This is a genomic window from Streptomyces sp. NPDC093544 (assembly GCF_040683495.1).
In the GTDB taxonomy this organism is placed as follows: Bacteria; Actinomycetota; Actinomycetes; order Streptomycetales; family Streptomycetaceae; genus Streptomyces.
The window spans coordinates 1-26,947 of record NZ_JBFBEA010000056.1; the positions used below are offsets into that span (position 1 = coordinate 1).

Below are 26,947 nucleotides of genomic sequence, written 5' to 3' on the forward strand. Positions count from 1 at the left end.
CCCGGGGGGCGCCCCCCCCCAACCCGCCTCCCCAACTTTGTGCCCTCGTTGTTGGCCCCACACCCCCCCCAAATTCTACCCCCCCCCCCCGGGGCGGGCCCCGGACTCCAGTCCGGGGCCGCCTCTCGCATGGAGGACAACAGTGAGCCCCCGCCCCAAGAAGCCGAACATGGAATCTTCCATCTACGAGGGCGCCGACGGCTGGTGGCACGGCCGCGTCACGATGGGCATCAAGGACGACGGCAGCCCCGACCGCCGCCACCGCCGCGCCAAGAGTGAGCCCGAAATCAAGCGCAAGGTCCGCGAGTTGGAGGCACTCCGCGACAAGGGGCGAGCCCCCAAGGCCGGACGCAAGCCAACCGTGGCCGCCTGGATGGAGACCTACCTCACCGACATCGCGAGCCTGAAGCTCAAGCCGCGCTCACTTGACGACTACTGGTCCAAGACCCGCAACGACATCGTCCCGGGCATCGGCCGGCACCGCCTCGACAAGCTCGCACCCGAGCACCTGGAGAAGATGTACCGGGTCATGCTCGATGAGGGGCACGCGCCGTCCCATGTGCTCAAGGTCCACCGCATCCTGTCGCGCGCCCTGAAGATTGCCCACCGCCGCCGGATGATCGTGGAGAACGTAGCCACGCTCGTAGACCCGCCGACCGTCGACGAGACCGAGGCGAACCCCTTCACGACTGATCAGGCCAAAGACTTCCTCAAAGCCGCGGCCAAGCGCCCCACCTTCATGCGGTGGTGCGTCGGCGTCGGGATGGGCTTCCGCCAAGGGGAAGCCCTTGGCCTGCGGTGGCCATACGTCGACTTCGAGGCCGAGTTGTTCCACCCCCAGTGGCAGCTTCAGCGCCTCACCTGGCGCCACGGCTGCAAGGACCCGCACGCCTGCGGTGAACGACTCCACCGCTTCGATCCGTGCCCACCAGACTGCAAGACGCACAAGACCTACCTGCGCGGCTGCCCCAGGCCATGCCCGAAGAGCTGCACGAAGCACGCCAGCACCTGCCCGGAGCGCAAAGGCGGGGGGTTGGTCTTCACTCGGCCCAAGACCAAGAAGAGCCGGAACGCCGTGCCCATCCCGCCGCCGTTCATCCCCTACCTGCGCGAGCACAAGACACAGCAGGAGGAAATGCGAGCTGCCGCAGGCGACGAATGGCAGGAGCACAAGGCAGTCTTCACGCGGCCGGACGGCCGACCGCTGGACCCCCGGGCCGACTGGGCAGAGTTCAAGGAGCTACTCGCCGAAGCGGGCATCGACGACCGCCGCCTCTACGACGGCAGCCGACACACCGCAGGCACGATCCTCAATGAACTCGGGGTGGACATGCCCACGATCATGGAGATCTTGCGGCACACCCAGATCAGTCAGACGCGCCGCTACGTCAAGGGAAGATCACACCTCTCGAAGGACGCCATGCGCCGCATGGGAGACGCCTTCATGCCCCCTGAACCCACCATTGAGACCACAATTGAGACCACAGGTAGCCGTGCTGCCCGCGCTCGGCATCGTCGCCGCATCCGCTAGGCGAAAAAGCCCAGCTCAGACAAGGTCTGAGCTGGGCTTTCGAGTGGAGCCCCCTATCGGATTCGAACCGATGACCTACGCATTACAAGTGCGTTGCTCTGGCCAGCTGAGCTAAGGAGGCCTGGACGCCTGTGTGCCCGGTGGACGGGCAGGCGCGCCCGAGCAGTGTACCCACGTCACAGGCAGGGCCTGTCGGAAATTTCCCTGAACTTCATCGGCGTCCGACTACTGACAGATCCGGTGAACGCGGGGTAGCGTCCTGATCCAGTTCACTCGTGTGGACTACACCACCGTCGTGGGTCCTCCTGCGACGGAACACCACCTTCCACTACGGATCGTCCGGCACGTTCCTGCCGGTGAAGGGGGCCCTCACCATGGCCACTGTTTCGTTCAACAAAGCGACCCGCATCTACCCGGGTGGCGACAAGCCCGCCGTCGACCAGCTCGAGCTCGACGTCGCGGACGGCGAGTTCCTCGTCCTCGTCGGTCCCTCCGGCTGCGGAAAGTCCACCTCCCTGCGCATGCTCGCGGGTCTTGAGGACGTCAACGGCGGCTCGATCCACATCGGTGACCGCGATGTCACGCACCTGCCGCCCAAGGACCGGGACATCGCCATGGTGTTCCAGAACTACGCGCTCTACCCGCACATGACGGTCGCCGACAACATGGGCTTCGCGCTCAAGATCGCCGGCGTCAACAAGGCCGAGATCCGCCAGAAGGTCGAGGACGCGGCGAAGATCCTCGACCTCACGGACTACCTCGCGCGCAAGCCGAAGGCCCTCTCCGGTGGTCAGCGCCAGCGTGTCGCCATGGGTCGCGCCATCGTGCGTGAGCCCCAGGTGTTCCTCATGGACGAGCCGCTGTCGAACCTCGACGCCAAGCTCCGCGTCTCCACCCGTACGCAGATCGCGTCGCTGCAGCGCCGCCTCGGCATCACCACCGTGTACGTCACCCACGACCAGGTCGAGGCCATGACCATGGGCGACCGTGTGGCCGTACTGAAGGACGGTCTGCTCCAGCAGGTCGACTCGCCGCGCAACATGTACGACCGCCCGAAGAACCTCTTCGTCGCCGGGTTCATCGGCTCCCCCGCCATGAACCTCGTCGAGGTCCCGATCACCGACGGCGGCGTGAAGTTCGGCAACAGCGTGGTGCCGGTCAGCCGCGAGGCGCTGTCCGCCGCGGCCGACCGCGGCGACAGTACCGTCACGGTCGGCGTCCGCCCCGAGCACTTCGACATCGTCGAGCACAACGGCGAGGCCGCCAAGTCCCTGACGAAGGACACCGAGGACGCCCCGGCCGGCCTCGCGGTCACCGTGAACGTCGTCGAGGAGCTCGGCGCCGACGGCTACGTCTACGGCAGCGCGAAGGTCGACGACAACGTCACGGATCTGGTCGTCCGCGTCAGCGGCCGCGCGGTCCCGGAGAAGGGCGCCACGCTGCACGTCATCCCGCGTGCGGGCGAGATCCACGTGTTCTCGACCTCCACGGGCGAGCGCCTCTCCGACTGAGGCAAGCCGCAGCCGCTCAACACCCCCGTACGGGGTGAATTCACCCAAGTTGACGAAGAGGGCCCCGCAGCAGGCTGCGGGGCCCTCTCTCATGTCGACAAATACCCCGGCAGACCGGTCATTTCGATACGTGTACGTCAACGCACCACCTCGAATTCGCCGCTCCCCCGTCCCCCGAACCGGTGACTAAATGTCGCCAAATCATCACCCCGCGCTACCCTCACTCGCGTGAAGCACTCCACCACTAACCAACGGACCCGGCGTGGCCGTGGCCCCGCCCGTCGGGTCGGCCGCACCCTCGCCCTCGTTCTGCCTGTCGTCCTGGTACTTTCCGGGACCCTCGCGGTCACCCGAGTCAACTGGTCGGGGACCACCTCGAACTCGGTGCTCACCGCCGCCGAAGCGTCCTCCGCGGATGTCTCCACCCGCGCCGTGTCCCGTACTCCACAGGACATCCTGCGCGACAAGCTCCTGATGGAGCTCCAGGAGGAGAACCCGGGTGTCGCCCTCACCCACCTCCAGGAGGCGGTGAACGACCGCCCGTCGCTCGCCGAGCACTGCGTCTCCATCGCCCGCGCACTGGGCCGCGCCGCGGTCCGTGCGTACGGCCCGACGCGTGCCCAGTCGTTCGCGCGGCCGGTCTGCGACACGTCCTTCGCCTCGGGGGTCGCGGCCACCCACTTCTGACCCGAGGACGACTCTTCAAGTACGGCTGGTTACGGAACGGTTGCTGACCGAAGCCGCAAGCGGGGCGCCACGTACAGTTCGGGCATGACCGATCCGAACGCCGCGTCGCGCCCCGTTCAAGCCGTTGTCCTGGCCGGCGGCCAGGGCTCCCGGCTGCGTCCCTACACCGACGACCGGCCCAAGCCGATGGTCGAGATCCCCGGCACCGGGACCCCGATCATCGGCCATCAGCTGACCTGGCTCGCCGAAGAGGGCGTGACCGACGTGGTCGTCAGCTGCGGCCACCTCGCGGATGTCCTGCAGAAGTGGCTGGACTCGGCCGACCTCCCGGTCAACGTCACGACGGTCGTCGAGTCGGAGCCCCTGGGCCGCGGCGGTGGCCTCAAGTACGCCGCCGCGCGCCTCCCTCACCCGGACCGCCCCTGGTTCGCGACGAACGGCGACATCTGGACCCGTTTCTCGCTGCGCGACATGGCGGACTTCCACACCGAGCGCGACGCCGTCGCGACCCTCGCGCTGGCCCGTCCGCGCATCCCGTGGGGCGCCGTCAAGACGGACGGCTTCGGACGCGTCACGGACTTCATCGAGTCCCCGCCGACCCAGTACGAGATCAACGCGGGCGTGTACGTCTTCTCCGCCGAGTTCGCCGATCTGCTCCCCGAGCGCGGCGACCACGAGCGCACCACGTTCCCGCACCTGGCCCGCGAACGACGCCTGGCCGGCTTCTCACTCCCCCAGGGCGCCTACTGGCGCGCCATCGACACCGCGAAGGACCTCACGGAGGCGGCGAAGGAGCTTGCGGCGCTGGGGCGTTGAGCGGCCCACACGGAAACTTCAGTCGCCACAGAGCCTTAGGTACGTCGATGGGGCCCCGCACATGTCACGTGCGGGGCCCCATTCTCGTACCGTCCAGAGGGAGTTACCCCAGGAGGCCGCCGACCAGGCCGGGCTGACCGGTGGAGCCTCCGCTGTCGGAGCCGCCGCCCGTCGAGCCGGAGCCGCCCGTGGAGCCGCCACTGGACGTGCCGCCGCTGGACGTCGGACCCGCGCTGGTGGTCGGGGCCTGGTGGGCCGGTGAGGACTGCTGGGGCGGGGCCTGGCCGCCGCCGCTGCCCTGGGTCTGGCTGGGGCCACTGCTGACGGTGCCCGTGCCGGTGTCGCGGGCCGCGCCCGGCGTAGTGGCCGCTGCCTCCGGCGGGGCCGAGGAGGCGCCCTGGGTGGGCGCTTCGGAGGCCGACGGGGAGGGCTTGTCGCTGCGCTTGCCGGGCGTCTCGGGGAGCGGGGAGCCGGGCAGTTCGTTGCGCGGGGCCTCGCCGGGGCCCGGGACGACGATGCGGTCGGCGTCGCGGACGGCGCCGCCGAGGAGCGAGCCGACGAGCAGCGTGATGCCGACGGCGATGGCCGTGATGAGCGCGCCCCGGCGCAGCACGCGAAGGCGCAGCTCCCAGATCTCGGCGCGCGGCCCGAGCGTGCGCCAGGCCTCGCCGGCGAGACGTCCGTCGACGGAGTAGACGGGTGCGCCCGCGATGATCAGCGGGGACCAGGCGGCGAGGTAGATGATGTCGGGCGCGTCGTAGGCGGGCACCGTCTTCCAGCTGACGGTGAGCAGGAGCGCGGCCGACAGCAGCGCGCCGACGACAGCGGCGACCCGCTGCCACAGGCCGAGCACCGTGAGGACGCCCACGATGACCTGGAGGAAGGCGATGACGAGCCCGGCGCCGACGGGGTGCTGGAGCGCGAACTGGCGCAGTGGCTCGGCGACTTCCCAGGGGTGCAGGGTGTTGAGCCACTTGACCATGGAGCCGCGCTCGCCGCCGTCGAAGTAGACGGGGTCGCAGAGCTTGCCCATGCCGGCGTAGATGGAGATGAAGCCGAGGAAGACGCGCAGCGGGAGGAGGACGACGCCGAGGTTCATCCGGCGGCCGGGGTAGTACGCGTGCCGGACCGGGTCGGCGCCGTGCCGCCTGACTGGGGCGTCGCCGTCGTCGTAGCGGGCGTCTTCCCCGAAGCGGGAGTCGTCCGCGAACTCGTCGTCCGCGTAGCCGGGTTCGTCGTACGCGCTGCCCACCGTGCGCATGTTCGGCAGCAGGCGGGTCCCGCCGGTGTCGTGACTGCGCTGGCTGCCGACGATGGGCGTCTCAACGGTCTCGACGGTCATGTCGCCGTCGTACTCATGGTGTTCATGGTGTTCGTCGATGCGCGGGATGACCTGAGTCGCTCCGGCGTCGGCCGCCGGATCGGGGGCGCCGTGGCCCACGCTCGTGCTCCGTACGGCCTGAAGCAGGCGGTGGGCGCCGGTGTCGTCCGGCGCGGACTTCCCGCTCCAGACGACGGGCGCGCGGCGGCGGGCACCGGCGGCGGCATTGGCCCCACCGGCCGCGCCCGCTCTGCCTCCCGTACCGACGACGGGCATCCGCGCGGTGTCGTCGGCGGCACTCAAGTGCCGCGCGATACGCGGGGATTGGGTCCGCGGCGGGGCGCCTAGCTGCACGCGGAAGCTCGCATGATTGACGATGACCTGCGCCGGATCGCTCGGCACCTTCACCATGCTCAGCGCGGGAGCGTCGTCGAATCCCGACGAGCGGTCCCCCGTGGGTGTGCGGGGTGTTCTGGTGTCCACACTCATCTAACCGAGTGACGTGTGTTTAGGACACTGCTTTGACCGCGCCGATGTGTCCGGACTCCGTCAAGGTCATCCGGAGCATCCCCATTACCCCACGGGGGTGACTGGGCGGACAGGTGTTCAGACCCGCCGCCGAGCCGCCTCGTACAGCACAACTCCCGCCGCGCCCCCGGCGTTCAGCGACTCCGCGTCACCGAACATCGGAATCCGCACCCGGAAGTCGCAGGCCTCTCCTGACTGCCTGCCGCCCTCGCACGCCTCGCGGCATCGAGCGCCCGCACCGGACTCCGTCCGTCGGCGTCACGCTCGACGCCGGGCCGCCTCATACAGGACAACACCGGCCGCGACACCGGCGTTCAGCGACTCCGCGCCACCCGGCATCGGAATCCGCACCCGGTAGTCGCAGGTCTCGCCGACGAGGCGGGACAGTCCCTTGCCCTCGCTGCCGACGACGATGACGACGGGACCGCCGAGGGCCGCCAGCTCGCCGACCTCGACCTCGCCGTCGGCGGCGAGACCGACGACTGCGATGCCCGCCTTCTTGTACGCCTCCAGGGCGCGCGTCAGGTTCGTGACGCGGGCGACGGGCGTACGGGCCGCGGTGCCGGCGGACGACTTCCAGGCGCCGGCGGTCATGCCGGCCGCGCGCCGCTCGGGCACGACCACGCCGTGGCCGCCGAAGGCGGTGGCGGAGCGGACGATGGCGCCCAGGTTCCGTGGGTCGGTCACGCCGTCGAGGGCGACGATCAGCGGGTCCTGGCCGGCGTCGTACGCGGCGGAGGTGAGGTCCTCGGGGTGCGCGTACTCGTACGGCGGGACCTGGAGGACGAGGCCCTGGTGGTTGAGTCCGTTGGTCATCCGGTCCAGCTCGGGGCGCGGCGCCTCCATGAGGTGGACGCCGCCGCGGTCCGCGACCAGCTGGAGCGCCTCGCGCACCCGCTCGTCGTTGTCGATGAACTGCTGCACATACAGCGTCACCGCGGGGACGCCCTCGCGCAGCGCCTCCACGACGGGGTTGCGCCCGACGACCATCTCGGACGTGCCCTTGCCGCCACGGCCGCGCGCCGCGGGACGGCGTACGGCCTGCTTCGCCTTGGCGTTGACGACACGGTTCTTCTTGTGACCCTTGCGCGCCTCGGCGGGCGGGGTGGGGCCCTTGCCTTCCAGACCCCTGCGTCGCTGGCCGCCACTGCCGACCTGCGCGCCCTTCTTGCCGGACATGCGGCGGTTGTTAGCGGCCATGACCTACCTGTCTCTGCTCATCGGAAAGCGTGAAGCGTGCGTACATACGTATATGCAGTGTGCCGCCCGGAGGCCCGGGCGGCACAATCGATCAAGGTCGACGGGGTCGACCGGGGGATGCTCAGCGTGGCCCGAGCGTCCAGCGCGGGCCCTGCGGGCCGTCCTCGATGACGAGCCCCGACTGGTTGAGCTGGTCGCGGATCGCGTCGGCGGTGGCCCAGTCCTTGCGGCCGCGCGCCGCCTCACGCTGCTGGAGCACCAGGCGTACGAGGGTGTCGACGACGCCGTGCATGCTGTTAGAAGATCCAGCCTCGCCGCGCTCGCCCTCACCAACCCAGTGCGGGTCGATCGGGTCGAGCCCGAGGACGCCGAGCATGGCCCGGACCTCGGCGAGACGCGCGACGGCGGCTTCCTTGTCGTCGGCGGCCAGCGCGCTGTTGCCCTGCCGGACCGTCGTGTGCACGACGGCGAGCGCCTGGGGCACGCCCAGATCGTCGTCCATCGCCTCGGCGAAGGCGGGCGGTACCTCGGCGGCGGGCTCGACAACGCCCCCTGCCTTCTCCAGGACCCGCTGTACGAAGCCTTCGATGCGCGCGAACCCCGACTCGGCCTCGCGCAGGGCCTCTTCGCTGTACTCGATCATCGAGCGGTAGTGCGGGGTGCCGAGGTAGTAGCGCAGCACGATGGGCCGCCAGTGCTTCACCATCTCGCTCACGAGCACCGAGTTCCCGAGGGACTTCGACATCTTCTCGCCGCTCATGGTGACCCAGGCGTTGTGCACCCAGTACTTGGCGAACTCGTCGCCGAACGCCTTGGCCTGCGCGATCTCGTTCTCGTGGTGCGGGAAGATCAGGTCGAGCCCGCCGCCGTGGATGTCGAAGGCGGTACCCAGGTACTTGTGCGCCATGGCACTGCACTCCAGGTGCCAGCCGGGCCGGCCCCGCCCCCAGGGCGTCTCCCAGGTCGGCTCACCGGGCTTGGCGGCCTTCCACATGGCGAAGTCACGCGGGTCACGCTTGCCGGTCTCACCCTCGCCGGAGGGCTGGAGCAGATTGTCCAGTTCCTGGTTGGACAGCTCCAGATACCGGTCGTACGACCGCACGTCGAAGTAGACGTTCCCGTCCGCCTCGTACGCGTGCCCGCGCTCGATGAGGCCGCGCATCATCTCGACCATCTCGGTGATGTGCCCGGTGGCGCGCGGCTCGTACGTGGGCGGCAGGCAGCCGAGCACGTCGTAGCCGTCGTTGAAGGCGCGCTCGTTCTCGTACCCGATCGACCACCAAGGGCGGCCCTGCTCGGCCGACTTCGCGATGATCTTGTCGTCGATGTCCGTGACGTTCCGGATGAACGTCACGTCATAGCCGCGGTACTCGAACCAGCGGCGCATGATGTCGAAGTTGAGGCCCGAGCGGATGTGCCCGATGTGCGGTGCGGCCTGCACGGTGGCACCACAGAGGTAGATCGAGACACAGCCCGCGATGAGCGGGGTGAAGTCACGGATCTGCCGGGCGCTGGTGTCGTACAGGCGAATCGTCACCACTCCAGGGTAGTGGGCGGTGGGTAGTGCCCCGCGACCCTTCCGGGCCATGGGGCACGTATTCGTGACAAACGCGAGCTGACCCATCGAGCGGGGTGGCATCTTTCAGCCCGTCCGGCGTTTGAGGGCGAGGCCGTCCAGGCCGAAGCGGGGGTCTGGGGGTGGCAGCCCCCAGGACCAAGGGACGGGAAGGGGCGGAGGGGGCGAACAAACACCCCACCCTCAGCGTCCCCGCACCACCAACGCCGTAGCCATCGCCATCAACCCCTCACCCCGCCCCGGAAACCCGAGCCCGTCGGTCGTGGCCCCGGAAACCGACACCGGCGCCCCCACCGCATCCGACAGGATCTTCTGCGCCTCGTCCCGCCGCTTGCCGATCTTCGGCCGGTCCCCGACCACCTGCACGGCGACGTTCCCGATGACGAACCCGGCCGCACGGACGATCCGGGCAGCCTCCGTCAGAAGCGTCACGCCCGAGGCCCCGGACCACTCCGGCCGCCCGGTACCGAAGTGGGCACCGAGATCCCCGAGGCCTGCCGCGGAGAACAGCGCGTTGCACGCGGCGTGCGCGACGACGTCCGCGTCGGAGTGCCCCGCGAGCCCGGGCCCCTCCCCCTCCCAGAGCAACCCGGCGCACCACAGCTCACGCCCGTCCTCGAAGGCGTGGATGTCGGTACCGATACCGACCTGGGGCAACACAGGAGCCCCGAAACCCTCAGAACCCTCAGAACCCATCGTTCGCCCTCCGCCGCGCGAGAACCGCCTCCGCCAGCACCAGGTCCAGCGGCCGCGTCACCTTGAACGCCTCCTCGTGCCCGGGGACCACCACCACCCGCAGCCCGAGCTGCTCGACCATGCTCGCGTCGTCGGTCACGTTGTCGGTGACGGTGTCGTGGGCCCGTACCAGGGTGGCGCGGTCGAACCCCTGCGGAGTCTGCACGGCCCGCAGCCGCGCCCGTTCGGGCGTGGCCACGACAGGCTCGGGCGCCCCCGCAACGGTCGCGGGCTCGACTTCCTTGACGGTGTCGGCGAGCGGCAGAGCCGGTACCACGGCGGGGGCGCCGTCCCGTACGGCCTCGATGACCGCGTCCACCGTGTCGACGGGCACGAGCGGGCGGGCCGCGTCGTGCACGAGGACGATGTCGATGCCGGGCGGCAGCGCGTCGAGACCGTACTTCACGGACTCCTGGCGGCTTTCCCCGCCGGGGACGACGAGGAAGTCGGTCCGCTCGGGCAGGGCGTGCGCGTCGAGCAGGGTCTTCACATCGGCTGCGCCGTCCGGCGGGGCCACGACGACGACCAGCGAGACGGCACGGGACGCGGCCATCGCACGGACCGCGTGGACGAGCATCGGCGTGCCGTTCAGCGCGCGGAGCGCTTTGGGGGCGCCCGGACCGAGGCGCACGCCCCGGCCGGCGGCGGGAATCACGGCGGCGGTACGTGCTCCCGGAGGCGAGAGACGCGAATCGTCAGACATCGGTTCCTGTCAGGTTTGTGTGCTCGGCCGAGGTGGGTATGGCCTGGGCGTACCCGCTGCTCGAGCGAAGCCTTGACCGGACCCCTTCCGTGACATCTGGTCGAGGCGGCTGCCCGGGCCCGGAGCACGCAGGCAGACAGTCACCAAGCAGGTGTGCGGGGCCGTCGCAATTCTGGCACCCGGGCAGTTCCGGTTCCCGAACCGGGTGGGTCACTGACACGACCATGACGTGGTTACTGAGACATGGGTTACTGACACGACCATGACTGGGTGTGGGTACGAACATGCCGCAGCGCCCGGCGACAGCTAATGCGTCATCGGGCACCACGGCATTTCATTGCACGCATCTCAATTGCACTGCGCAGGCTTTATGCGTACGTCAAGACGACTGCCGTCTCGGCGATTGCGTACGTCGGGGCGATTACCGTCGTCACAACGATTACCGTCTCGGCGACCGGCGTCAGGACGCGAGAACCTCGTCGAGCAGGGCCTCGGCCTTGTCCTCGTTCGTGTTCTCCGCGAGGGCGAGTTCGCTCACCAGGATCTGCCGGGCCTTGGCGAGCATGCGCTTCTCACCGGCGGAGAGTCCACGCTCACGCTCACGACGCCACAGGTCACGTACGACTTCCGCGACCTTGATGACATCGCCGGAGGCGAGCTTCTCCAGATTTGCCTTGTAACGACGCGACCAGTTCGTGGGCTCCTCGGCGTACGGCGCGCGCAGCACCTCGAAGACCCGGTCCAGTCCGTCCTGACCGACCACATCACGTACGCCGACGAACTCCGCATTGTCCGCTGGCACACGCACCGTCAGGTCGCCCTGGGCGACCTTCAGCACCAAGTAGGTCTTGTCCACGCCTTTGATCTGGCGAGTTTCGATGGCCTCGATCAGCGCGGCCCCGTGATGGGGATAGACCACGGTGTCGCCAACCTTGAACGTCATGTGACAGGTACCCCTTCCGTGGCTATCCAGGGTAACACGGAAACGGCGTCTTCTGAATGGCGTTTTCGCAGGTCAGGGCATATCTCGGGGCTTGACAACCGCAACAGGAACGTGCTGCGAGGGGCGAGCGGAAGAGGGTATTCGCAGGTGGGAGCGGCTGTCCAGGGGAAGTGAAACCCGCACGTTACACACACCTGAAGTACCTGACCAGGGTCTGAACGTCCCGTTTTGTCCGCCCCCAAGGGCTCGACTTCCGCTACTCCGTTCGGTGACCGGAGTCGGGTGCGGGGTGAATCCGGAATTGATCACGACCGTCGATGAACTGCCGATGATCCAGTCGGTGAACTGCCGATGATCTACTGATGATCAATTTTTCTGAACCGCCGGACATTCCCTGTGTGAAATCCGCAAGCAGGGGTCAGTGGCAGTTATGTGAATGGCGGACAAGTACGGCCCCAAAGGAGCCGAAGCGACGGAGGAGCCGGGTGCGAGCGACGGGGCGCGCGCACGGCGCACGGGAGCCCGTCGGCGCGTAGGGGCGGGTCGGGTGCGGCGGCGTGGGAACGGCTCGGTAACCTAAGGCCGCTGACAGACCCTTAGGGCGGCTTTACAACTGAGCCGCCTTGTTTCTTCCCACGTTCAAGGAGTTGCCGCAGCCGTGAGCAGCAGCCTTCGACGCGGCGCTCTCGCCGCCGCCGCCCTAGCGTTCTCGATCGCCTCACTCGCCGCGTGCGCCGCCGGCAACAACGCACAGACCCTGGAAGTGAAGCCGGACAACGCCGCGACCGCCGTCGGCGACATCAAGATCCAGAACGCCGTAGTCATCACCCAGCCGGAGCTGGAGGCGAAGGGCCCGGCCGCGATCTCCGCGACCGTGTTCAACAACGGTGACACCGCGCAGACGCTGGACTCGATCACCGTCGCCGCCAGCGGCAAGACCGCCGAGATCAAGCCCGCCAAGGGCACCGGCAAGCTGACGATCCCGGCGGGCGGCTACGTCATCCTCGGCGGCAAGGACCACGCCGCCGCGGTGCTGGCCAGTGGCAACGACGCCATCACGGACGGCAACGCCCAGAAGATCACCTTCAGCTTCAGCCAGACGGGTGACGTGAGCCTGCGCGCGTTCGTCATCCCGGCCGACAGCTACTTCGCCGGGTGGGGCCCGAGTGAGGTGCCCGCGACGCCGGACGCCACGGCCACCGCGAGCACCGAGCCGTCCACCTCGACGTCCGCCTCGGTCTCGGAGTCGCCGTCCGACTCCGCGCCGGCCACACCGACCGACTCGGCGTCGGCGAGCGTGACGGCCTCGCCCACGGAGTAGTCCGCGGTCGGCCGAGCCACCCACGCACGAAGGGCGGGACCCCGCGGGGTCCCGCCCTTCGTCGTGCACGAGCAGTCGACGTACGAGAGCCGACGTACGTAAGAGAGCGGACGGACGAGAGCCGACATGGGGCCCACGTACGAGGTCGCTGTATGGGGCCGACGTACGAGGTCGCTGTACGAGGCCGACGTACGGGGTCGCTGTACGGGGTCGCTGTACGGGGTCGGTTTACGGCTCGAACTTGTATCCGAGGCCGCGCACCGTCACCAGGTAGCGCGGCGCCCCCGGGTCCGGCTCGATCTTCGCGCGCAGGCGCTTGACGTGGACGTCGAGCGTCTTGGTGTCACCGACGTAGTCGGCGCCCCACACCCGGTCGATGAGCTGCATACGGGTCAGGACGCGGCCCGCGTTGCGCAGCAGCATCTCCAGGAGGTCGAACTCCTTCAGGGGGAGGTCGACCTTGGAGCCCGAGACGGTGACCACGTGGCGGTCGACGTCCATACGGACGGGTCCCGCCTCCAGAGCGGCCGGACTGACCTCCTCCGGCTCCCCGCGGCGGCGGAGCACGGCACGGATACGGGCGACCAGCTCGCGGGAGGAGAAGGGCTTGGTGACGTAGTCGTCAGCCCCTATTTCCAGCCCGACGACCTTGTCGATCTCGCTGTCCTTGGCGGTGACCATGATCACCGGAACGTTGGAGCGAACGCGCAGCTGACGGCAGACCTCCGTGCCGGGCAGGCCCGGCAGCATCAGGTCGAGGAGGACGAGGTCGGCGCCGTTGCGCTCGAACTCGTCGAGTCCGTCGGGCCCGGTGGTCGCGATGGCGACCTCGAAGCCCTCTTTGCGGAGCATGTACGACAGGGCGTCGGAGAAGGACTCCTCGTCCTCGACGACGAGCACACGGGTCACGGAAGGACCTCCGGGGCAGGAAGCGGGTCATACGGGGATGTGACGGTGGTCGTCCCGTCGGTGGGCTGCTCGCCCTCTTCGTCGAGGCCGGGCATGTGGTGTGTGGTCACGCGGTCGCGGGCCGCACCCGCCTCCGGCAGCCGCAGGGTGAACGTGGAGCCCTGACCCTCGGAACTCCACACCGTGACCTCCCCGCCGTGCGAGGCGGCCACGTGTTTGACGATCGCGAGCCCCAGCCCCGTACCACCAGTGGCACGGGAACGGGCGGGGTCGACGCGGTAGAAGCGCTCGAAGACGCGCTCCTTGTCCTTCTCGGAGATGCCGATGCCCTGGTCGGTCACGGCTATCTCGATGAGGTCTCCGCCGGGCGCGGTCACCCTGCGCGCGGCTATGCCCACCCGGGTGCGGGCGGGCGAGTAGTTGACGGCGTTCTCCACGAGGTTGCCGAGGGCGGCGGCCAGCTGGCCCCTGTTCCCCCAGATCCTCAGGTCGGCGGTGCCGCCCGCGGCCATGGTGATCTGCTTGGTGCCGGCCTGGTGGCGGCAGCGATCGACCGCCTCGGCGACGAGATCGTCGGCCCGTACCGGCTCGGCATCCTCGAGGGGGTCGTCGTTCTGGACCCGGGAGAGGTCGATGAGCTCCTGTACGAGGTTGGTGAGCCGGGTGGCCTCTATCTGCATCCGCCCGGCGAAGCGTTCCACCGCCTCCGGGTCCTCCGATGCGTCCATGACAGCTTCGGAGAGCAGGCTGAGCGCGCCGACGGGAGTCTTGAGCTCGTGGCTGACATTCGCGACGAAGTCGCGTCGTACGGCCTCGATGCGCCGTGCCTCGGTGAGGTCCTCGACGAGGAGGAGTACGAGCCGGGAGCCGAGCGGTGCCACCCGGGCGGAGACGGCGAGGGCTTCGCCGCGTCCCGTCCCCCTTCTCGGCAGGTCCAGCTCCACCTGTCGTATCTCCCCGTCACGGCGGGTGTCACGGGCCATTTGGAGCATCGGTTCGACGGCGAGTTTGCCGCCGCGCACCAGCCCCAGGGCGTACGCGGCCGAGCTGGCCTTGACCACGGCGTCCGCCTCGTCGAGTACGACGGCGGAGGAGCGGAGCACGGACAGCACCGTGTCCACGCCGGGCGGAAGCACTGGATCCGTATGCAGCGAGGTGCGGGTCGGGCGTTTCAGGTCGCGCTCGCTCCAGCGGAACGCCAGCATGGCGATGACACCGGTGAGTACTCCGGCGATCGCTGCCGCTGCGGCGACCGCCGCGTTCACGTCCATGCCTCCAGGTTAGGCATGTCGTCAGCCCGGGCCACAGCCATCCGGGTGCGACCTCGAACACTCGTCGCCCAGAGTTCACCCAGGAGCCAGTGATGGTTCATTTGGGGGGCCGGAAACGGACGCGTACAGGCCGGACCGTGGGAACGTGGGGTTCACGGGGCCTGCTCGGTGGCTGATTCCAATGGTCAGGATCCAGCCCCCGGACCCCCGAAGCTGACGTGAGAGAGGGACAAACCTGATGCGGGACGCGTACCACGAGGAACTTGACTCGATCGGCGAGGGCCTGGTCGAGATGGCCCGGCTCGTCGGGTCGGCGATCGGACGCGCCACGACGGCCATCCTCGACTCCGACCTGAAACTGGCCGAGAGCGTGATCGCCGCCGACGACAAGGTCGACGATCTTCAGCACGAGCTGGAGGCCCGGGCGATAGCCCTGCTGGCCCGCCAGCAGCCGGTGGCGACGGATCTGCGGATCGTGGTCACCTCGCTCCGTATGTCGGCGGACCTGGAGCGCTCCGGCGACCTGGCCCAGCATGTCGCGAAGCTGGCCCGGCTGCGCTTCCCCGAGCGGGCGATCCCGCACGACCTGCACGCCACGATCCTGGAGATGGGCCAGCTCGCCCAGCGCCTGATGGCCAAGGCGGCCGAGGTCATCATCACCAAGGACGTCGACCTCGCGCTCCAGCTGGAGCAGGACGACGACGAGATGGACCTCCTGCACCGCACGCTCTTCCAGCACCTGCTGGACGACAAGTGGAAGCACGGCATAGAGACCGCCGTGGACGTGACCCTCCTGGGCCGTTACTACGAGCGCTTCGCCGACCACGCGGTGTCCGTCGCCAAGCGCGTCGTGTTCCTCGTGACGGGCGAGCACGCGGACGATATCCAGCCCGACATTCAGCCGGTGACGGGGGTCGAGGGGGCCTGATCCCGACGGGGTGACCGGTCTATGGGGATCTCGTCCCGGCGGGCGACCGGGCTCCGGGGATCTTGATCCCGCACTCCGGGGGGCGCGCGAAAGACTCGGTGCGCCGAGCATGCGCCGTTGATGCGCCCGCCGGAGTGGGCATGAAATGGGCGACAGGAGCTGTGCGGTGCAGCGTGCCTCGCACACCTCGTGCCTGAAGGAGGGACCCATGGCCGAATCCCCCAGCACGCCCGACCCCACACAGGACAGCGACACCCAGCAGCCCGCCGAGATCAAGAACCTTCCACTGTTCGGCGCCTGCGGCTGCGGCTCGGGGTGCGGGTGCGGATGCCAGTCCGGCAATCCCTGCCAGTGCGGCTGATCGCGTAGACCCGTACATACACGCACCCGTACGTACACACGTGCATGCGCCGAAGGGGCCCCGTCGTCATGACGGGGCCCCTTTGCGTGTCCTCGCCCTGCGGGGGCGCGGGGGAACCCCGGAAGGGCGTGCGGGGGAACTCCGGAAGGGCGTGCGAGGGAACCCCGGAAGGGAATGGTCCGTTGCGAACTAAAGGAAAGGTAAAGCGAGTTACTGAGTTCGCGGAGTCCCACCCCCACTCTTCACGGAGGCCTGGAACCATGACCCAGAACCACCGCCCCCAGCCGTCCCGACGCGCCGTTCTCGGCGGTACCGCCGTCGCCGCACTCACGGTGGCCGCCGGTGCCGGCGCCGGCACGGCGAACGCCGCCACCCTTGCCGCCCCGAAGGCCTCGTGGCCGACCGAGTTCCCGCTCCCCGACGGCTTCCTCCCTGAGGGGATCACCATCGGCAGAAAGCCGTACGCGTATCTGGGCTCGCGCGCGAACGGCGCCATCCTCCGCACCGACCTGCGCACCGGCAAGGGCAAGGTCATATTCGCGGGCGGCACCGGCCTGGTGTCCGTCGGCCTGAAGCTGGACGACGACGGCCTGCTCTACGTCGCCGGAAGCACGGGCATCGCGCGCATCCACAACTCCCGTACCGGCGAACTGGTGGCCACGCACCAACTGACGGAGGCGACCGGCCACTTCATCAACGACGTCATCCTGCTCGGCGACCGCGCCTGGTTCACCGACTCGCGCGACGCGGTCCTCCACGGCGTACCGCGGGGCCGCGGCGGAGCGGTACGCGCCCTGCCGCTCACCGGCGACTGGGTCCAGACGCCGGACGTGAACAACGCCAACGGCATCGTCGGCACCCCCGACGGCCGCGGCCTGATCGTCGTCAAGAGCAGCCCCGGCGAGCTCTACAACGTGAGCGTCAAGACCGGGTACGCCACCAAGATCACGCTGGTCGGCGCGGAGACCGTCATCAACGGCGACGGCCTCGTCCGCATCGGCCGCACCCTGTACGTCGTACAGAACCGCCTCAACATCGTCACCGTGTTCGACCTCGACGCCACGGCCACCACCGCCACCCTGCGCCGCACGATCACCGACCCGCGCTTCGACGTACCCACCACCGCCGCCCGGTTCGGCAACCGCCTCTACCTCGTCAACGCCCGCTTCACCAGCCCGCAGTTGCCGGACACGACGTTCAACGGCGTGGCTGTTCCTCTCTAGCGAGTGGGGTGGGCGGGGCGGGTGGTAGTGCCTGCTCTACCGTCACTGACCAGCGCACGGGATCGATGGGCGAGTTCGCCCGGGACAAGCTGGAGCCTGTCAACAGGAGCCGTCCAGCAGGGAGTTGCCCCCGTGTCTACGTCCATCTCGTCCACGTCCGCTGTTGCCTCGTCAGCGTCCGCCGTTGTCTCGTCCGCGTCCGCCGCGGATCCCCGTACCCCGTGGTTCCGCGGCCGTCGGCCCGCCCTGGTGGCATCCGTGCTCGCGGTGCTGACCGGTCTCGTCGCGGCGACCGCGCTCACCGCGCCCGGAGCGAGCGCGCTGGAGAGCGGCACGGGACAGCGGGGCGGCGACCCCGTGCAGAAGAGCCTGAACGCACTGGTCCAGGACGACGGATTCCCAGGGGCTCTCGCCGCGGTGCGCGACTCTGATGGGCGGACCCGCCAGTACACCGCCGGGGTGGGCGACCTGAGGACGGGAGCCGAGGTGCCGGTCGACGGGCAGGTGCGGATCGCCAGCAACACCAAGATGTTCACCGCCACGGTGGTACTGCAACTGGTCGGCGAGGGCCGGATCGACCTCGACGCACCGATCGAGGAGTACCTTCCGGGCGTGGTCCGCGGCGATGGCATGGACGGCCACGACATCACCGTCCGCCAGTTGCTCCAGCACACCAGCGGACTGCCCGACTACGACGAGGAGGTCCTGCAGGACTACTTCACGAAGCAGCAGCACCGCTACTTCGAGCCGCGGGAGGTTCTCGACCTGGCCCTGGCGAAGAAGTCCCTGTTCGCCCCCGGCACCGGCTGGAGCTACAGCAACACCAACTACATTCTGGCCGGCCTGCTCGTCCAGAAAGTCACCGGCCGCCCGATCGGCGAGGAGATCACCAACCGGATCATCAAGCCGATCGGCCTGCGGCACACGTACTGGCCCGCTGTCGGCGACCAGACGATCAAGGGACCGCACCCGCAGGGCTACCTCGCGACCGCACCGGACGCCCCGTGGACGGACGTCACGGAGAACGACCCCTCCGCAAGCTGGGCCGCGGGTCAACTGATCGGCACCCCGAGTGACCTGAACCGTTTCCTCGTCTCTCTCCTCGACGGCAAGCTGCTGAAGCCGGCGCAGCTCAAGGAGATGCAGACGACCGTCGACGCCCCCGACCTCGACGCCCTCGGCGACGGGCAGTACGGCCTCGGCCTGGCCACCTTCAAGCTGAGCTGCGGCGGTTACGCCTGGACCCACGGCGGCAACGCCCCCGGCTACACCACCCGCAACGCCGTAGCCCCGAACGGCCGAGCAGCCACTATCGCCGTCACCGCCCTCCCCACCTCACTCCCGGCCGCCCAACACGTCGAGGCCGCTCTGGACACCGCCCTCTGCAAGTAGGCGGCGCACCTCAGCCACCGGCCGAGGACTCGCAGGACGACGCCGCCCCCCACGGCGACCCTGAGCTCACACGTCGATGAGGACCTTGCCCACCGCTCCCTTCTCGACCGCGATGTGGGCGTCCGCGGTGCGTTCCAGGGGGAAGCGGTGCAGCGGCAGGCCCGCCTCCTCGCCCGCGCGCAGGGCGCCGTCGGCGAGGGCGGCGGTGATGGCGGCGACGGCGTCACGCTTGGCCTCGACCGGCATGGTGTAGACGAGTACGCCCTGGAAGCGCAGGTTGCCGAAGAAGGTCCGGCGGGGCAGTGTCACCTCGCCGCCATCGTCGTAGTACGCGACGGCGGCGTTCTGGGAAGTCACCGAGACATCGAGCGACGCGTTCGCCGCCATGGCGACCTCCACGACGATGTCGACACCGTCCGGGGCCACCCGGCGGATCGCCGCCGCCGCGTCCTCGGCCCTGTAGTCGACGACGTGGTGTGCGCCGGCGGCCTTTGCCAGACCCGCCTTGAACGGGCTGCTGACGGTGGCCACCACGGTCGCCCCCGCCCAGCGCGCCAGCTGGATCGCCATGTTGCCGACCGCGCCCGCGCCGCCGGCGACCAGCACCGTACGACCCTGGAGCGCGCCGAGGCGGAGCCGGGCCGGGTCGCCGTCCCGCACGGTGAGGGCGCGGTGGGCAGTCATCGCGGGGATGGCGAGACTCGCGCCGAGGTCGAGGGAGGCGTTGTCGGGCAGCGGTACGGCCTGTTCCTCGGGGAGCACGACGTACTCCTGCGCCGTGCCGTCCGCGCGCTGCCAGGCGGCCTCCCAGATCCAGACGCGCTGACCGGTCCTGGCCGGGTCGACGCCCTCCCCGACGGCGTCGATCACTCCGGCACCGTCCTGGTTGGGCACCTGCTCGCCCTCACCCTGCGGCCCGGCCGTACGCGACTTCCAGTCCGTCGGGTTCACCCCGGACACCTCGACCCGTACCCGCACCTCGCCCGGCCCCGGCTCAGGCAGAGGACGCTCGACCATGCGCAGCACCTCAGGGCCGCCGCCTTCCACGTACACAATTGCTCTCATGACCTGCATCAAGGCGCGGCCCAGCCGGATTCTTCCCGGGCCGCACCCACCTCAGGCCGACGCGGTCCCCAGACACGGCACGGCACGGCACAGCACTGGAGTCGCCGCGTCCGCAACGCACCAGACCGAAGACCGGGCCGCGCTCTTCGACTGGTTTACGTCCGGTGCGGTGAGGAGTCGGAGGCTGTGGCCCGTCGCCGTCGCCGTCGCTAGGAGGGTCTGACTACTCAGCGCCAGGAGGGCCTGAACTCCTCTGCACAGTCCGGGAGTTCTCCAGTTCTCCTGAGAAACGTGATCTAGCACGCGCGTCACGCGCACGTCAACCTCTGTTGTCCAGGGTGGTCGGGCCCCCTGCGCCCGCCCAGAATTCAGGCTTCGACCACAAAGCGCCTCAGGCGTTTCTAGGGGGAACAGAACGTGCGTGTGAACAAGAAGATGGCTGCCGCGGCTTCTGCGGTGGCGATGATGTCCAGCCTTCTGGCCGTGGCCGGATCCACCACCGCCAGCGCCGCCGACGGCTGCACCACCAACAATGGCGGAACCGCCCGGTCGGCGACCGGAGGCCGCGGCCAGCTCTTCGAGCTGCGGGTGAACGGCTCCGGGGACAACACGTGTGCCTGGGGCCGCGTCACCAACGGCGCCGCGGGGATGCACGTCTGGGTGGACCGCAGCAGCGACGGCGGGCGCACCTGGGAGGCGCAGCTGGGCTGGCGGGAGGTCTACTCGGGAACCAGCGTCTACACCGAGGCCTGGCGTGACCGCAATGGCCAGCTGATGCGGGCCTGCGGCGACTCCGGCTACAACACGACGATCACCTGCACCGGCTGGTACTAGGCCGCACCCGCACCCGCACCCCGCTGAAGAACGTCCGAGAGGACACTCACCAGCGGGCTGCACCCGTTCAGAACAAACGACAGCCCCTGATCTGCGCCATGTACGCAGGTCAGGGGCATGATCGATTTTCCTACCTCTTCTTGCCCTGGGTGTTGCCGGAGATCTTGGGAAGCTGGGTTTTTGCTGGTCGGGGGTAGTGGGCTCGTGCGCCTGGTGGTCGTCGTTGGTCGTCCTTGGCCAACGTTGAGCGACCTCGGACGGCCCAGAGACGGCCCGGCTATGGGTCATACGAACAGCATCAACTGGCGGACGTGGCCCGCCATTGTGCGGTGATGCACCCCTCTTCCATGTGCCACCACTCCTTGGAAACACCGTGGTTGAGGAGCCGTTGCACCTTGGCAAGATCGGCGGTGGGCGGGATGTCCAGGGCGACCATGGTGAAACGCTCTATGCCCTCGCCGCAGACACCGAGTTCGTGAAACGCGTTGATCACGCTCTGCCGTGCAGCTCCCGAACCGCCGTCCCGCAGCACGATGAGGCGGATAGTGCAGTTCTCCGAACGCCGAACCACCTCACCGGCCCATCGCACGCCCTCCTCGTCAGGGGCGGTGGCCACGATGTCTCCGCAGGCGATGCCTCGGACGAACCAGGGGATGTTGTCGAGCCGTGCGGTGCCGTCGCCTTGGTCGACCGCCCACAGGCTCTCCACCGATGCCGGGGGCCAGTCGTCTTCGATCTCAAGCCGGAAGTGCACCTTCACGTAAGGACCCTCGGGGTTCGTCATGGTTCCCAGGGTGCAGAACCCTGATGCGCCGGCCGCAGGTGGGTGACGGGTGACGCCTGTTCAGAGCTGGATGCGGGTTGGTCCTTGCCTCAGTCGGCGACAGTCAGCCACCACGGCGAGGTGGCCGACCGATCACGCGCGCGTATGTCTCGCTGCGCCCCCACCGGCCTCCGCCACGTTGCCGGTGTCGTCGACCAGAGCAAGTTACGACGGTTGGCCCTGGGCGCTGACCTGGGCGAACGGTCGGATTTACAGCGTTGCCCGCTTCACCATCGGTGAGCTGCGGTTCTTCTCGTTCCTCCCGCTGCTGGGGGACGCATGGGGGAACCAGGCCCGATTCCCTGCTACATCACGAGGCTGTGCACTGCCCACCCGTGCTCGATGCGCGTACGGATCACTGTTAAGGGCGTCGTCCTCCACAACCCACGGGAAGTGCAATGGCGGGCGCCTCAGGTATCCGCAGCGCACGGTAGGCGGCTTGCCTCAAGCCAGTCGCCTCACGTCCGAAGGCTTGCCAGCCGTGTCCGCACGCCTGACAATCGTGGTGTGACGTAGGGTGTGATGTCCCAACGCCGGAGGCATAGTGTTCGACTTTCTGCCAGGAGCCGACGTGCTCCCGCTCAAGCCGAGCTTGCTGCAACAGGCCATCGCCCAGGTGAGATTCAACAACCAGGGGATCCTGGGCACGCATGCAGGCGTCAGCTCGGTCCACGACGCCCTGGCCGAGCGGTACCCCCGCCTCACCGCCGAGCAGCAGGTGTCTGTCATGGCGGCGCCAGGAAGCAACGTGCAAACGACGACTACTCCTCAGTATCGATTGCAGGACTTGAAGGGCGCCTGGGCTGTCGTCCTGGGCCCTGAGCACGCCACGCTTGAGACCAACGCGTACACGGGTTGGAGCGAGGTCAGGGAGCGCATGGAGGAGGTTCTCCTCGCAGTCACTGACGTTGCCACTCTGCGCGTGCGTGAAAGGGTCGGTCTCCGGTATGTCAATCACGTACCAGCTGCGGAAGACGGCTCTCTCGACGGGCGGGTGAGAGATCAAGTCCTTGGCATTAATGCGAACCAAGGATGGAGGACCCACCTTGTCGGTTCAGTCGGCCAGCTTATTGCAGTCGACAACGGCACACAGTTGGCGCTGCGGCATGGTCTCGTAACGGATAACACGCAGTCTAAGGCCCCGTATCTCCTGGACATCGACTGCTCCAATAGCGATCCAGTGGAGTACGAAATAGAGGAGACGTTGAGCTATTTCGACAAACTCAACGACGTCGCTTATCGCTGCTTCGCATGGTGCGTGGATGAAAAGTTCCGAACTGCCTTGATCGCAGATTAAGTAAGCAAGGAAGGGGGCTGCCGAATGACGAACGACGCAAGCATTCTGCATCTGCAAGATGCTCAGTCAGCACAGAACTCACGTCAGGACCTCTCCTTGTTGGGGCGCCTAGAGGGACTTTTCTCCGCTTACACAAGGACTGGAAGTCCTTCAACGGAAAATTCTCCCACCGGTTCCAGCAACATCACCTCTGCCTCGTCCGCCGCCCCTACCGTCCAGGTACTCTTGTCGACTCAATGGCAGGAGAGGCTGGCTGGCAACCCGCTTTTGCGTGAGGCGCTGCGAGATGCCTTGGGCGGGATCGTTTCCGGCTCCCAGTCCCATGATGAAATACTCCGGGACTGGGCGGGGGTACTCGGCGGTAGCGCGACATTGCGGCTCGTCTCCGGCGGTCGGGTAATCGAGGTCGAGGCGACGCCCTTGGACATCGCCGACTCACTGCACACGCCTCATACAGGCGTCGAGCAGGCCAGCGTGCATGTAGTCGAACACAGTGACACACATGCCCGCCTGGCCAATGAGCTGCGAGAAATGACAGGTTTGGGGGCCGCCAAACTTGCCTCCGCACTGGGCATCACCAGGGAGCAATACTCTCGCTGGGCCAACGGAGCCCCAATCAGCGATACCAAACACGGCCAACTCCGATATCTGCACACGGTGATTGCCGACCTGGTGCGACGCGTAGGTCCTACGGAGGCTCGCGTCTGGCTCCAGACGCCGATCGATGGACAGACAACACCCGCTGAGCTTCTAACGAGTCGCCGCTGGAGCGACCTTCACCGTCGCGTAGTGGAGGTACACGATGTGGCACCTGTGGTCGATGGAGTCATGGTCTCGCTTCTTGCGCCCCTCGCGGACAACCAGGAGAATCCCGAGGATCTGGAGGAGTTGGAGCAAGAGGAAGCTTGGTCGCCCTATCCTCCGGAAGGCAAACGTTAAGACGAGCGTTTCGGAGCCGTGCGGGATGACCAACGTCCAACCTGCTGTGCCAGACAAGAACTGGCTAGAACCCGAAGAGCTTTATCTTGCACGTGGAGACGAGTGCGAAATCGATCGCCCTTTGTTCCAGGGCGACATTTTCATCGGTGTCCCTCTTCCAGTCATACCGAAGAAACCGCCGACGCCAGGAAAGGTTGAGATTGATTTCGCCGAATCTATCGTCATGATTATCCCGCATCCATGTCAGTGTTATCACGGTGACAGGATCCGCCCGTTTATCACAGTTGCACCGGTACGCCAAGTGTTCGACTATGATAATTTCGGGGCGGATAAGGCTGGCAGTAAGGACAAGTTTGCCCTGCCGGACCTCATGATGCAGAAAGGCGACGAGCAACATAAGTCATTCGTTGCCGACTTTGGAAGGGTTGTCAGCGTACCGCAATCCTACTTGCAATCCACAAACAGGATAGCCTGCTTAAGCCACATGGGACTTGGGCTCCTCGCAAAACGCTTTATTCAATTCCAGTCACGCGTTCCAAGCCAGATGGCCCAAGTTATGGCCTTCACTCAAGACCAGTGGCAGGAGTCATTCCTTATGCAGGCGTGGGTGAGGCGGCACCGGACACTCAAGGGGTTCACCGCGTGGGTGAAGAGCGAAAGATCGATCGCTGGAATTGCGGGCGGCGTGCCGATCATCCCTTATAAATACATCACCAGTGCGCCTGATGAGATTATTCAGGCAATCAGTTCCATGCCGAGTCAGTAGGCATTGCCTCGAACTGACCGACGCTGCGCTGCACCGTGTGGAAGCGAACCGACCGGCAGTACGGGGTCGGTGAAGCTTGCACCACACCGGCCCGGCTCCACTCCGTGACACCGATCAAGCAGCAAAGAGGAGCCGCCTAGCCCCGATCGTTCATGAGTCACTAGTCGGTGTGCTGACGGGGACTCATGAACGATCGAGGCTAAGGCCCAAGCCTGCTGACTCTTCCTGCCGGTTCACCCAACCACGGGCGGGGCGATCTCTGAGTCATCACGCCTCATCCCGAAATTGCGAGGCGCCCCCTGGGCCGGATGCGGCAGGGTGATGGGCATGACCGATTCACCCAGCGGGGCCTACGGGTTCGAGGATCTCTACCTTGCTCTTGGGCAGCTCGTCGTAGCAAGTGCTGACATGGAGTCACGCCTCCGATACGTCGTAGCTGAGCTGGCAGGGAAAGATGATGCTGGTTGGATCGTGTTCGAGGGGCAGTCGGTGGAATGGCTTGTCTCGAACGGCATAGCGGTGTTGGGACAGATCGAGGAGATGCGTCGCTGGCCGGCGGTTAACTCGCAGCGAATCCGTGTAGCACTTCTCGCCACACAGGAGGTGAACCGTCTGCGCAACTTGATGGTTCACGGCGAATGGCGTGCGGCGTGCTTTCTCCTCGGTGAGGGTTGTGTGGGTCGGCCTGACAGTAGTCCGCCAGATCACCGAGTGTTCCACGTCTGCCGGAGCCGCTACAGGAAGGGCTTCGAGGAGCGTCAGTTCGCTGTCGTCGACGTGGAAGCTCTCGCAAACAAGATGTGGGATCTTGAAACCGAGCTTCGAGAGGCCAGCAAGGCAGCGGTTGATGCTTGGCTAGGAACAAGCGCCTGACGGCTGTTCCTTGCCCTGCGCTACCTCACGGGGCACATAAGAGGCATGGTTGGCCTTCCCAGGGCCGCGCAGTCCTTTGTCCTGCGGAACTGGATGTCGCCCGGTTGGAAGATCTCGGATGCAGATCACGGCGAACCTGCGGGTTCGCTGACTTGCAGGTACCGCTTTTGGAGTCGTTGGGCGCTGTTGTTCCCCGTGGCCCCCTCGGATGTTCCCCGTGCCCCCTCGGACGGGCACGAGGGGGCACGGTCGACCTAGCGGATGAACAATGCCGCTGCCCCGGTCAGAGCAGCGATCAGAGCTGCGAATGCGGAAACCCAGGCCGCAGTATGGGGGCCCTGGGGTGACTGGGCCATTTCCCTGGGTGTACTGTTCTGCGCACTGGGCAGTGCGCTAGGTTGGACGGGCGCATTGCTTCGGGTGGAGTCGTGCTGGTACACGAACTGCTCCTAGATTTTTGTTTATCGAGTGGCCCGTGCGGCGAACCCGGTAACGCGGGAAGCCGTGCGGGTTTTCGGTGTGCGGGATTTTAGCAGGCGCGATGCAACAACTGGTCTGAGTCTTCAGAGAGTTGCGGGGCGACGCTCGGTTGATCTGCCTGGAGACCGTAGCAGCGGCTCGCCTAGGTCCCGATCCAGTCACCATACAGACGCTCACTTCCAGCAACGAAGCGCTTGGCGTAAGGCCGGATTCTCGATGACGGGCATTTCGGTGTCAGCGCTGGTTGCGAGGTCAGGGTGTATGTACACCGTGTGGTCAACGTGTAGTCAGGCTGCGCTCACCAACATTGGCTGAAAAGTCTCGATGAGAGCCATGGCGCCGGCCGATGCGCTCCCGCCTTTACCCACCACTCAGCTCAGCTTCCATCCCGTCCGCCGTCGACCCACACACCGTGGAGCAGGCGTGGTTCAGGGGCGTCAAGGTGGAGCGCGCCACTGTACGAACGACCTTGACGCCCCTGGGCCGCGTCTGCTCGGCTCTGCCTGGGTCGGCGGTGGACGGGATGGAAGCTCCCCACGCACGCCCCACTCGGCCGGTACCCGCAAGCGGCGCCCCCTCCATCCCGGAGTCAGAGCGCCCCCGCCGGAGGCACTGCTTTAACCGCGGCCGCGTTCGTGCGGTGATCGCCACTCATGGAATCCGACTGTTCACTCGTGGGCGCGCGTCGGCGCAGCGCCCGGAGCGCGGGCCGAAGGCATGAGCGCGCAGGGCGGCGGAGCCGTATGCGCGCCCGGCGGAGCGGAGCGCAGCCGGCCTTGAACCAGTAGAGAAAGTTGTAACTCAGTCGGACGCGTGGGGCTTGTCCGGTCCCGGTAGATGCTTGACACTTCGATCCCAGCTGATGGCTGACGGTGGCCGTGATCGGCTTTGCTGTGCGCGTCGTTGTGGCGCGT

24 protein-coding genes, 1 tRNA gene and 1 pseudogene are annotated in these 26,947 nt (G+C 67.5%); 14 read left to right on the plus strand and 12 right to left on the minus strand.

Translation table 11 applies throughout. The features are described from left to right. Window positions 1-169 precede the first annotated feature (169 nt). The gene (locus AB0N66_RS41555) at window positions 170-1,531 is read left to right on the plus strand and encodes a tyrosine-type recombinase/integrase (protein ID WP_365445884.1); all 1,362 of its coding nucleotides are present in this window, start codon (window positions 170-172) and stop codon (window positions 1,529-1,531) included. 44 nt (window positions 1,532-1,575) lie between these two features. On the opposite strand, the gene AB0N66_RS41560 is transcribed toward AB0N66_RS41555, so the two are convergent. Beyond that, window positions 1,576-1,652, minus strand: a tRNA-Thr gene (locus tag AB0N66_RS41560). A gap of 253 nt (window positions 1,653-1,905) precedes the next feature. Here AB0N66_RS41560 and ugpC point away from each other — a divergent pair. The 3 genes from ugpC (at window position 1,906) to AB0N66_RS41575 (ending at window position 4,545) form a co-directional block, all read left to right on the plus strand. After that, a complete protein-coding gene (gene ugpC / locus AB0N66_RS41565; RefSeq protein WP_365445887.1) occupies window positions 1,906-3,042 on the plus strand; it encodes a sn-glycerol-3-phosphate ABC transporter ATP-binding protein UgpC in 1,137 nt (378 codons plus the stop codon). Between the two features lie 228 nt (window positions 3,043-3,270). After that, on the plus strand, window positions 3,271-3,729 hold the full coding sequence (locus AB0N66_RS41570) for a hypothetical protein (RefSeq protein WP_365445890.1): 459 nt from the start codon (window positions 3,271-3,273) through the stop codon (window positions 3,727-3,729). 84 nt (window positions 3,730-3,813) lie between these two features. After that, window positions 3,814-4,545, plus strand: a complete 732-nt coding sequence (locus tag AB0N66_RS41575) for a nucleotidyltransferase family protein (protein WP_365445893.1) — start codon at window positions 3,814-3,816, stop codon at window positions 4,543-4,545. Window positions 4,546-4,648: 103 nt separating this feature from the next. Here the strand turns inward: AB0N66_RS41575 and AB0N66_RS41580 are convergent, their stop codons facing one another. From AB0N66_RS41580 to AB0N66_RS41610, 7 genes and pseudogenes are all read right to left on the minus strand, one after another. Next, the gene (locus tag AB0N66_RS41580) at window positions 4,649-6,355 is read right to left on the minus strand and encodes a DoxX family protein (RefSeq protein ID WP_365445896.1); all 1,707 of its coding nucleotides are present in this window, start codon (window positions 6,353-6,355) and stop codon (window positions 4,649-4,651) included. 117 nt (window positions 6,356-6,472) lie between these two features. After that, window positions 6,473-6,586: pseudogene (locus AB0N66_RS41585) on the minus strand (TrmH family RNA methyltransferase); the annotation flags it as partial. Window positions 6,587-6,652: 66 nt separating this feature from the next. Then, window positions 6,653-7,594 carry a 23S rRNA (guanosine(2251)-2'-O)-methyltransferase RlmB gene (rlmB, locus tag AB0N66_RS41590; protein ID WP_365445899.1) on the minus strand — a complete coding sequence of 314 codons (942 nt, stop codon included), beginning with the start codon at window positions 7,592-7,594 and terminating at the stop codon, window positions 6,653-6,655. Between the two features lie 121 nt (window positions 7,595-7,715). After that, window positions 7,716-9,131: a cysteine--tRNA ligase gene (gene cysS / locus AB0N66_RS41595; protein WP_365445902.1), complete on the minus strand. Its 1,416-nt coding sequence runs from the start codon at window positions 9,129-9,131 to the stop codon at window positions 7,716-7,718. 222 nt (window positions 9,132-9,353) lie between these two features. Beyond that, on the minus strand, window positions 9,354-9,866 hold the full coding sequence (ispF, locus tag AB0N66_RS41600) for a 2-C-methyl-D-erythritol 2,4-cyclodiphosphate synthase (RefSeq protein ID WP_365445905.1): 513 nt from the start codon (window positions 9,864-9,866) through the stop codon (window positions 9,354-9,356). Next, entirely contained in the window at window positions 9,856-10,608 is a 753-nt protein-coding gene (gene ispD, locus AB0N66_RS41605) for a 2-C-methyl-D-erythritol 4-phosphate cytidylyltransferase (RefSeq protein WP_365445908.1), read from the minus strand. Before ispD ends, ispF begins: the two co-directional genes overlap by 11 nt. Before the next feature lie 460 nt (window positions 10,609-11,068). Further along, the gene (locus tag AB0N66_RS41610) at window positions 11,069-11,551 is read right to left on the minus strand and encodes a CarD family transcriptional regulator (RefSeq protein WP_003953493.1); all 483 of its coding nucleotides are present in this window, start codon (window positions 11,549-11,551) and stop codon (window positions 11,069-11,071) included. A 658-nt stretch (window positions 11,552-12,209) separates the two neighbouring features. Here AB0N66_RS41610 and AB0N66_RS41615 point away from each other — a divergent pair. After that, window positions 12,210-12,872, plus strand: a complete 663-nt coding sequence (locus tag AB0N66_RS41615) for a DUF461 domain-containing protein (protein ID WP_365445911.1) — start codon at window positions 12,210-12,212, stop codon at window positions 12,870-12,872. 228 nt (window positions 12,873-13,100) lie between these two features. On the opposite strand, the gene AB0N66_RS41620 is transcribed toward AB0N66_RS41615, so the two are convergent. Together AB0N66_RS41620 and AB0N66_RS41625 are read right to left on the minus strand one after the other, a co-directional pair. Then, the gene (locus AB0N66_RS41620) at window positions 13,101-13,781 is read right to left on the minus strand and encodes a response regulator transcription factor (RefSeq protein WP_365445914.1); all 681 of its coding nucleotides are present in this window, start codon (window positions 13,779-13,781) and stop codon (window positions 13,101-13,103) included. Next, entirely contained in the window at window positions 13,778-15,052 is a 1,275-nt protein-coding gene (locus AB0N66_RS41625) for an ATP-binding protein (RefSeq protein WP_365445917.1), read from the minus strand. Before AB0N66_RS41625 ends, AB0N66_RS41620 begins: the two co-directional genes overlap by 4 nt. A 238-nt stretch (window positions 15,053-15,290) precedes the next feature. Between AB0N66_RS41625 and phoU the strand changes: the two genes are divergently transcribed. The 4 genes from phoU to AB0N66_RS41645 all read left to right on the plus strand — a co-directional run bounded on the left by phoU (window position 15,291) and on the right by AB0N66_RS41645 (window position 18,956). Then, window positions 15,291-15,980 carry a phosphate signaling complex protein PhoU gene (gene phoU, locus AB0N66_RS41630; protein WP_365445920.1) on the plus strand — a complete coding sequence of 230 codons (690 nt, stop codon included), beginning with the start codon at window positions 15,291-15,293 and terminating at the stop codon, window positions 15,978-15,980. 208 nt (window positions 15,981-16,188) lie between these two features. Next, window positions 16,189-16,341, plus strand: coding sequence for a hypothetical protein (locus AB0N66_RS41635; protein WP_365445923.1), 153 nt, complete (start codon window positions 16,189-16,191; stop codon window positions 16,339-16,341). A gap of 260 nt (window positions 16,342-16,601) precedes the next feature. Further along, a complete protein-coding gene (locus tag AB0N66_RS41640) occupies window positions 16,602-17,564 on the plus strand; it encodes a superoxide dismutase (protein ID WP_365445925.1) in 963 nt (320 codons plus the stop codon). 249 nt (window positions 17,565-17,813) lie between these two features. Beyond that, complete coding sequence (locus AB0N66_RS41645; protein WP_365445948.1) at window positions 17,814-18,956, plus strand: serine hydrolase domain-containing protein; 1,143 nt, start codon at window positions 17,814-17,816, stop codon at window positions 18,954-18,956. A 66-nt stretch (window positions 18,957-19,022) separates the two neighbouring features. Here AB0N66_RS41645 and AB0N66_RS41650 read toward each other — a convergent pair whose 3' ends face one another. Continuing rightward, entirely contained in the window at window positions 19,023-19,973 is a 951-nt protein-coding gene (locus AB0N66_RS41650) for an NADPH:quinone reductase (RefSeq protein ID WP_365445927.1), read from the minus strand. A gap of 465 nt (window positions 19,974-20,438) precedes the next feature. On the opposite strand from AB0N66_RS41650, the gene AB0N66_RS41655 reads away from it, so the two are divergent. Beyond that, on the plus strand, window positions 20,439-20,855 hold the full coding sequence (locus AB0N66_RS41655; RefSeq protein WP_365445930.1) for a glycosyl hydrolase: 417 nt from the start codon (window positions 20,439-20,441) through the stop codon (window positions 20,853-20,855). Between the two features lie 298 nt (window positions 20,856-21,153). Here AB0N66_RS41655 and AB0N66_RS41660 read toward each other — a convergent pair whose 3' ends face one another. Beyond that, window positions 21,154-21,639, minus strand: a complete 486-nt coding sequence (locus AB0N66_RS41660; RefSeq protein WP_365445933.1) for a DUF4265 domain-containing protein — start codon at window positions 21,637-21,639, stop codon at window positions 21,154-21,156. A gap of 583 nt (window positions 21,640-22,222) precedes the next feature. Here AB0N66_RS41660 and AB0N66_RS41665 point away from each other — a divergent pair. The 4 genes from AB0N66_RS41665 (at window position 22,223) to AB0N66_RS41680 (ending at window position 25,553) form a co-directional block, all read left to right on the plus strand. Further along, a complete protein-coding gene (locus tag AB0N66_RS41665) occupies window positions 22,223-22,975 on the plus strand; it encodes a TIGR04255 family protein (RefSeq protein ID WP_365445936.1) in 753 nt (250 codons plus the stop codon). Between the two features lie 24 nt (window positions 22,976-22,999). Further along, window positions 23,000-23,914 (plus strand): helix-turn-helix transcriptional regulator, encoded by a 915-nt coding sequence (locus AB0N66_RS41670; RefSeq protein ID WP_365445939.1) that lies wholly within the window; start codon window positions 23,000-23,002, stop codon window positions 23,912-23,914. 25 nt (window positions 23,915-23,939) lie between these two features. Next, window positions 23,940-24,680 (plus strand): hypothetical protein, encoded by a 741-nt coding sequence (locus AB0N66_RS41675; RefSeq protein ID WP_365445942.1) that lies wholly within the window; start codon window positions 23,940-23,942, stop codon window positions 24,678-24,680. A 327-nt stretch (window positions 24,681-25,007) separates the two neighbouring features. Further along, window positions 25,008-25,553, plus strand: a complete 546-nt coding sequence (locus AB0N66_RS41680; RefSeq protein ID WP_365445945.1) for a hypothetical protein — start codon at window positions 25,008-25,010, stop codon at window positions 25,551-25,553. The last annotated feature ends 1,394 nt before the right edge of the window (window positions 25,554-26,947 follow it).

Bases quoted from the DNA above. Each gene is read 5' to 3' on its own strand.
- AB0N66_RS41555 (WP_365445884.1), top strand. From the start codon at position 170: ATGGAATCTTCCATCTACGAGGGCGCCGACGGCTGGTGGCACGGCCGC.
- ugpC (WP_365445887.1), top strand. From the start codon at position 1,906: ATGGCCACTGTTTCGTTCAACAAAGCGACCCGCATCTACCCGGGTGGC.
- AB0N66_RS41575 (WP_365445893.1), top strand. From the start codon at position 3,814: ATGACCGATCCGAACGCCGCGTCGCGCCCCGTTCAAGCCGTTGTCCTG.
- AB0N66_RS41580 (WP_365445896.1), bottom strand. From the start codon at position 6,355: ATGAGTGTGGACACCAGAACACCCCGCACACCCACGGGGGACCGCTCG.
- rlmB (WP_365445899.1), bottom strand. From the start codon at position 7,594: ATGGCCGCTAACAACCGCCGCATGTCCGGCAAGAAGGGCGCGCAGGTC.
- ispF (WP_365445905.1), bottom strand. From the start codon at position 9,866: ATGGGTTCTGAGGGTTCTGAGGGTTTCGGGGCTCCTGTGTTGCCCCAG.
- ispD (WP_365445908.1), bottom strand. From the start codon at position 10,608: ATGTCTGACGATTCGCGTCTCTCGCCTCCGGGAGCACGTACCGCCGCC.
- AB0N66_RS41610 (WP_003953493.1), bottom strand. From the start codon at position 11,551: ATGACGTTCAAGGTTGGCGACACCGTGGTCTATCCCCATCACGGGGCC.
- AB0N66_RS41625 (WP_365445917.1), bottom strand. From the start codon at position 15,052: ATGGACGTGAACGCGGCGGTCGCCGCAGCGGCAGCGATCGCCGGAGTA.
- phoU (WP_365445920.1), top strand. From the start codon at position 15,291: ATGCGGGACGCGTACCACGAGGAACTTGACTCGATCGGCGAGGGCCTG.
- AB0N66_RS41635 (WP_365445923.1), top strand. From the start codon at position 16,189: ATGGCCGAATCCCCCAGCACGCCCGACCCCACACAGGACAGCGACACC.
- AB0N66_RS41640 (WP_365445925.1), top strand. From the start codon at position 16,602: ATGACCCAGAACCACCGCCCCCAGCCGTCCCGACGCGCCGTTCTCGGC.
- AB0N66_RS41650 (WP_365445927.1), bottom strand. From the start codon at position 19,973: ATGGTCGAGCGTCCTCTGCCTGAGCCGGGGCCGGGCGAGGTGCGGGTA.
- AB0N66_RS41660 (WP_365445933.1), bottom strand. From the start codon at position 21,639: ATGACGAACCCCGAGGGTCCTTACGTGAAGGTGCACTTCCGGCTTGAG.
- AB0N66_RS41670 (WP_365445939.1), top strand. From the start codon at position 23,000: ATGACGAACGACGCAAGCATTCTGCATCTGCAAGATGCTCAGTCAGCA.
- AB0N66_RS41675 (WP_365445942.1), top strand. From the start codon at position 23,940: ATGACCAACGTCCAACCTGCTGTGCCAGACAAGAACTGGCTAGAACCC.
- AB0N66_RS41680 (WP_365445945.1), top strand. From the start codon at position 25,008: ATGACCGATTCACCCAGCGGGGCCTACGGGTTCGAGGATCTCTACCTT.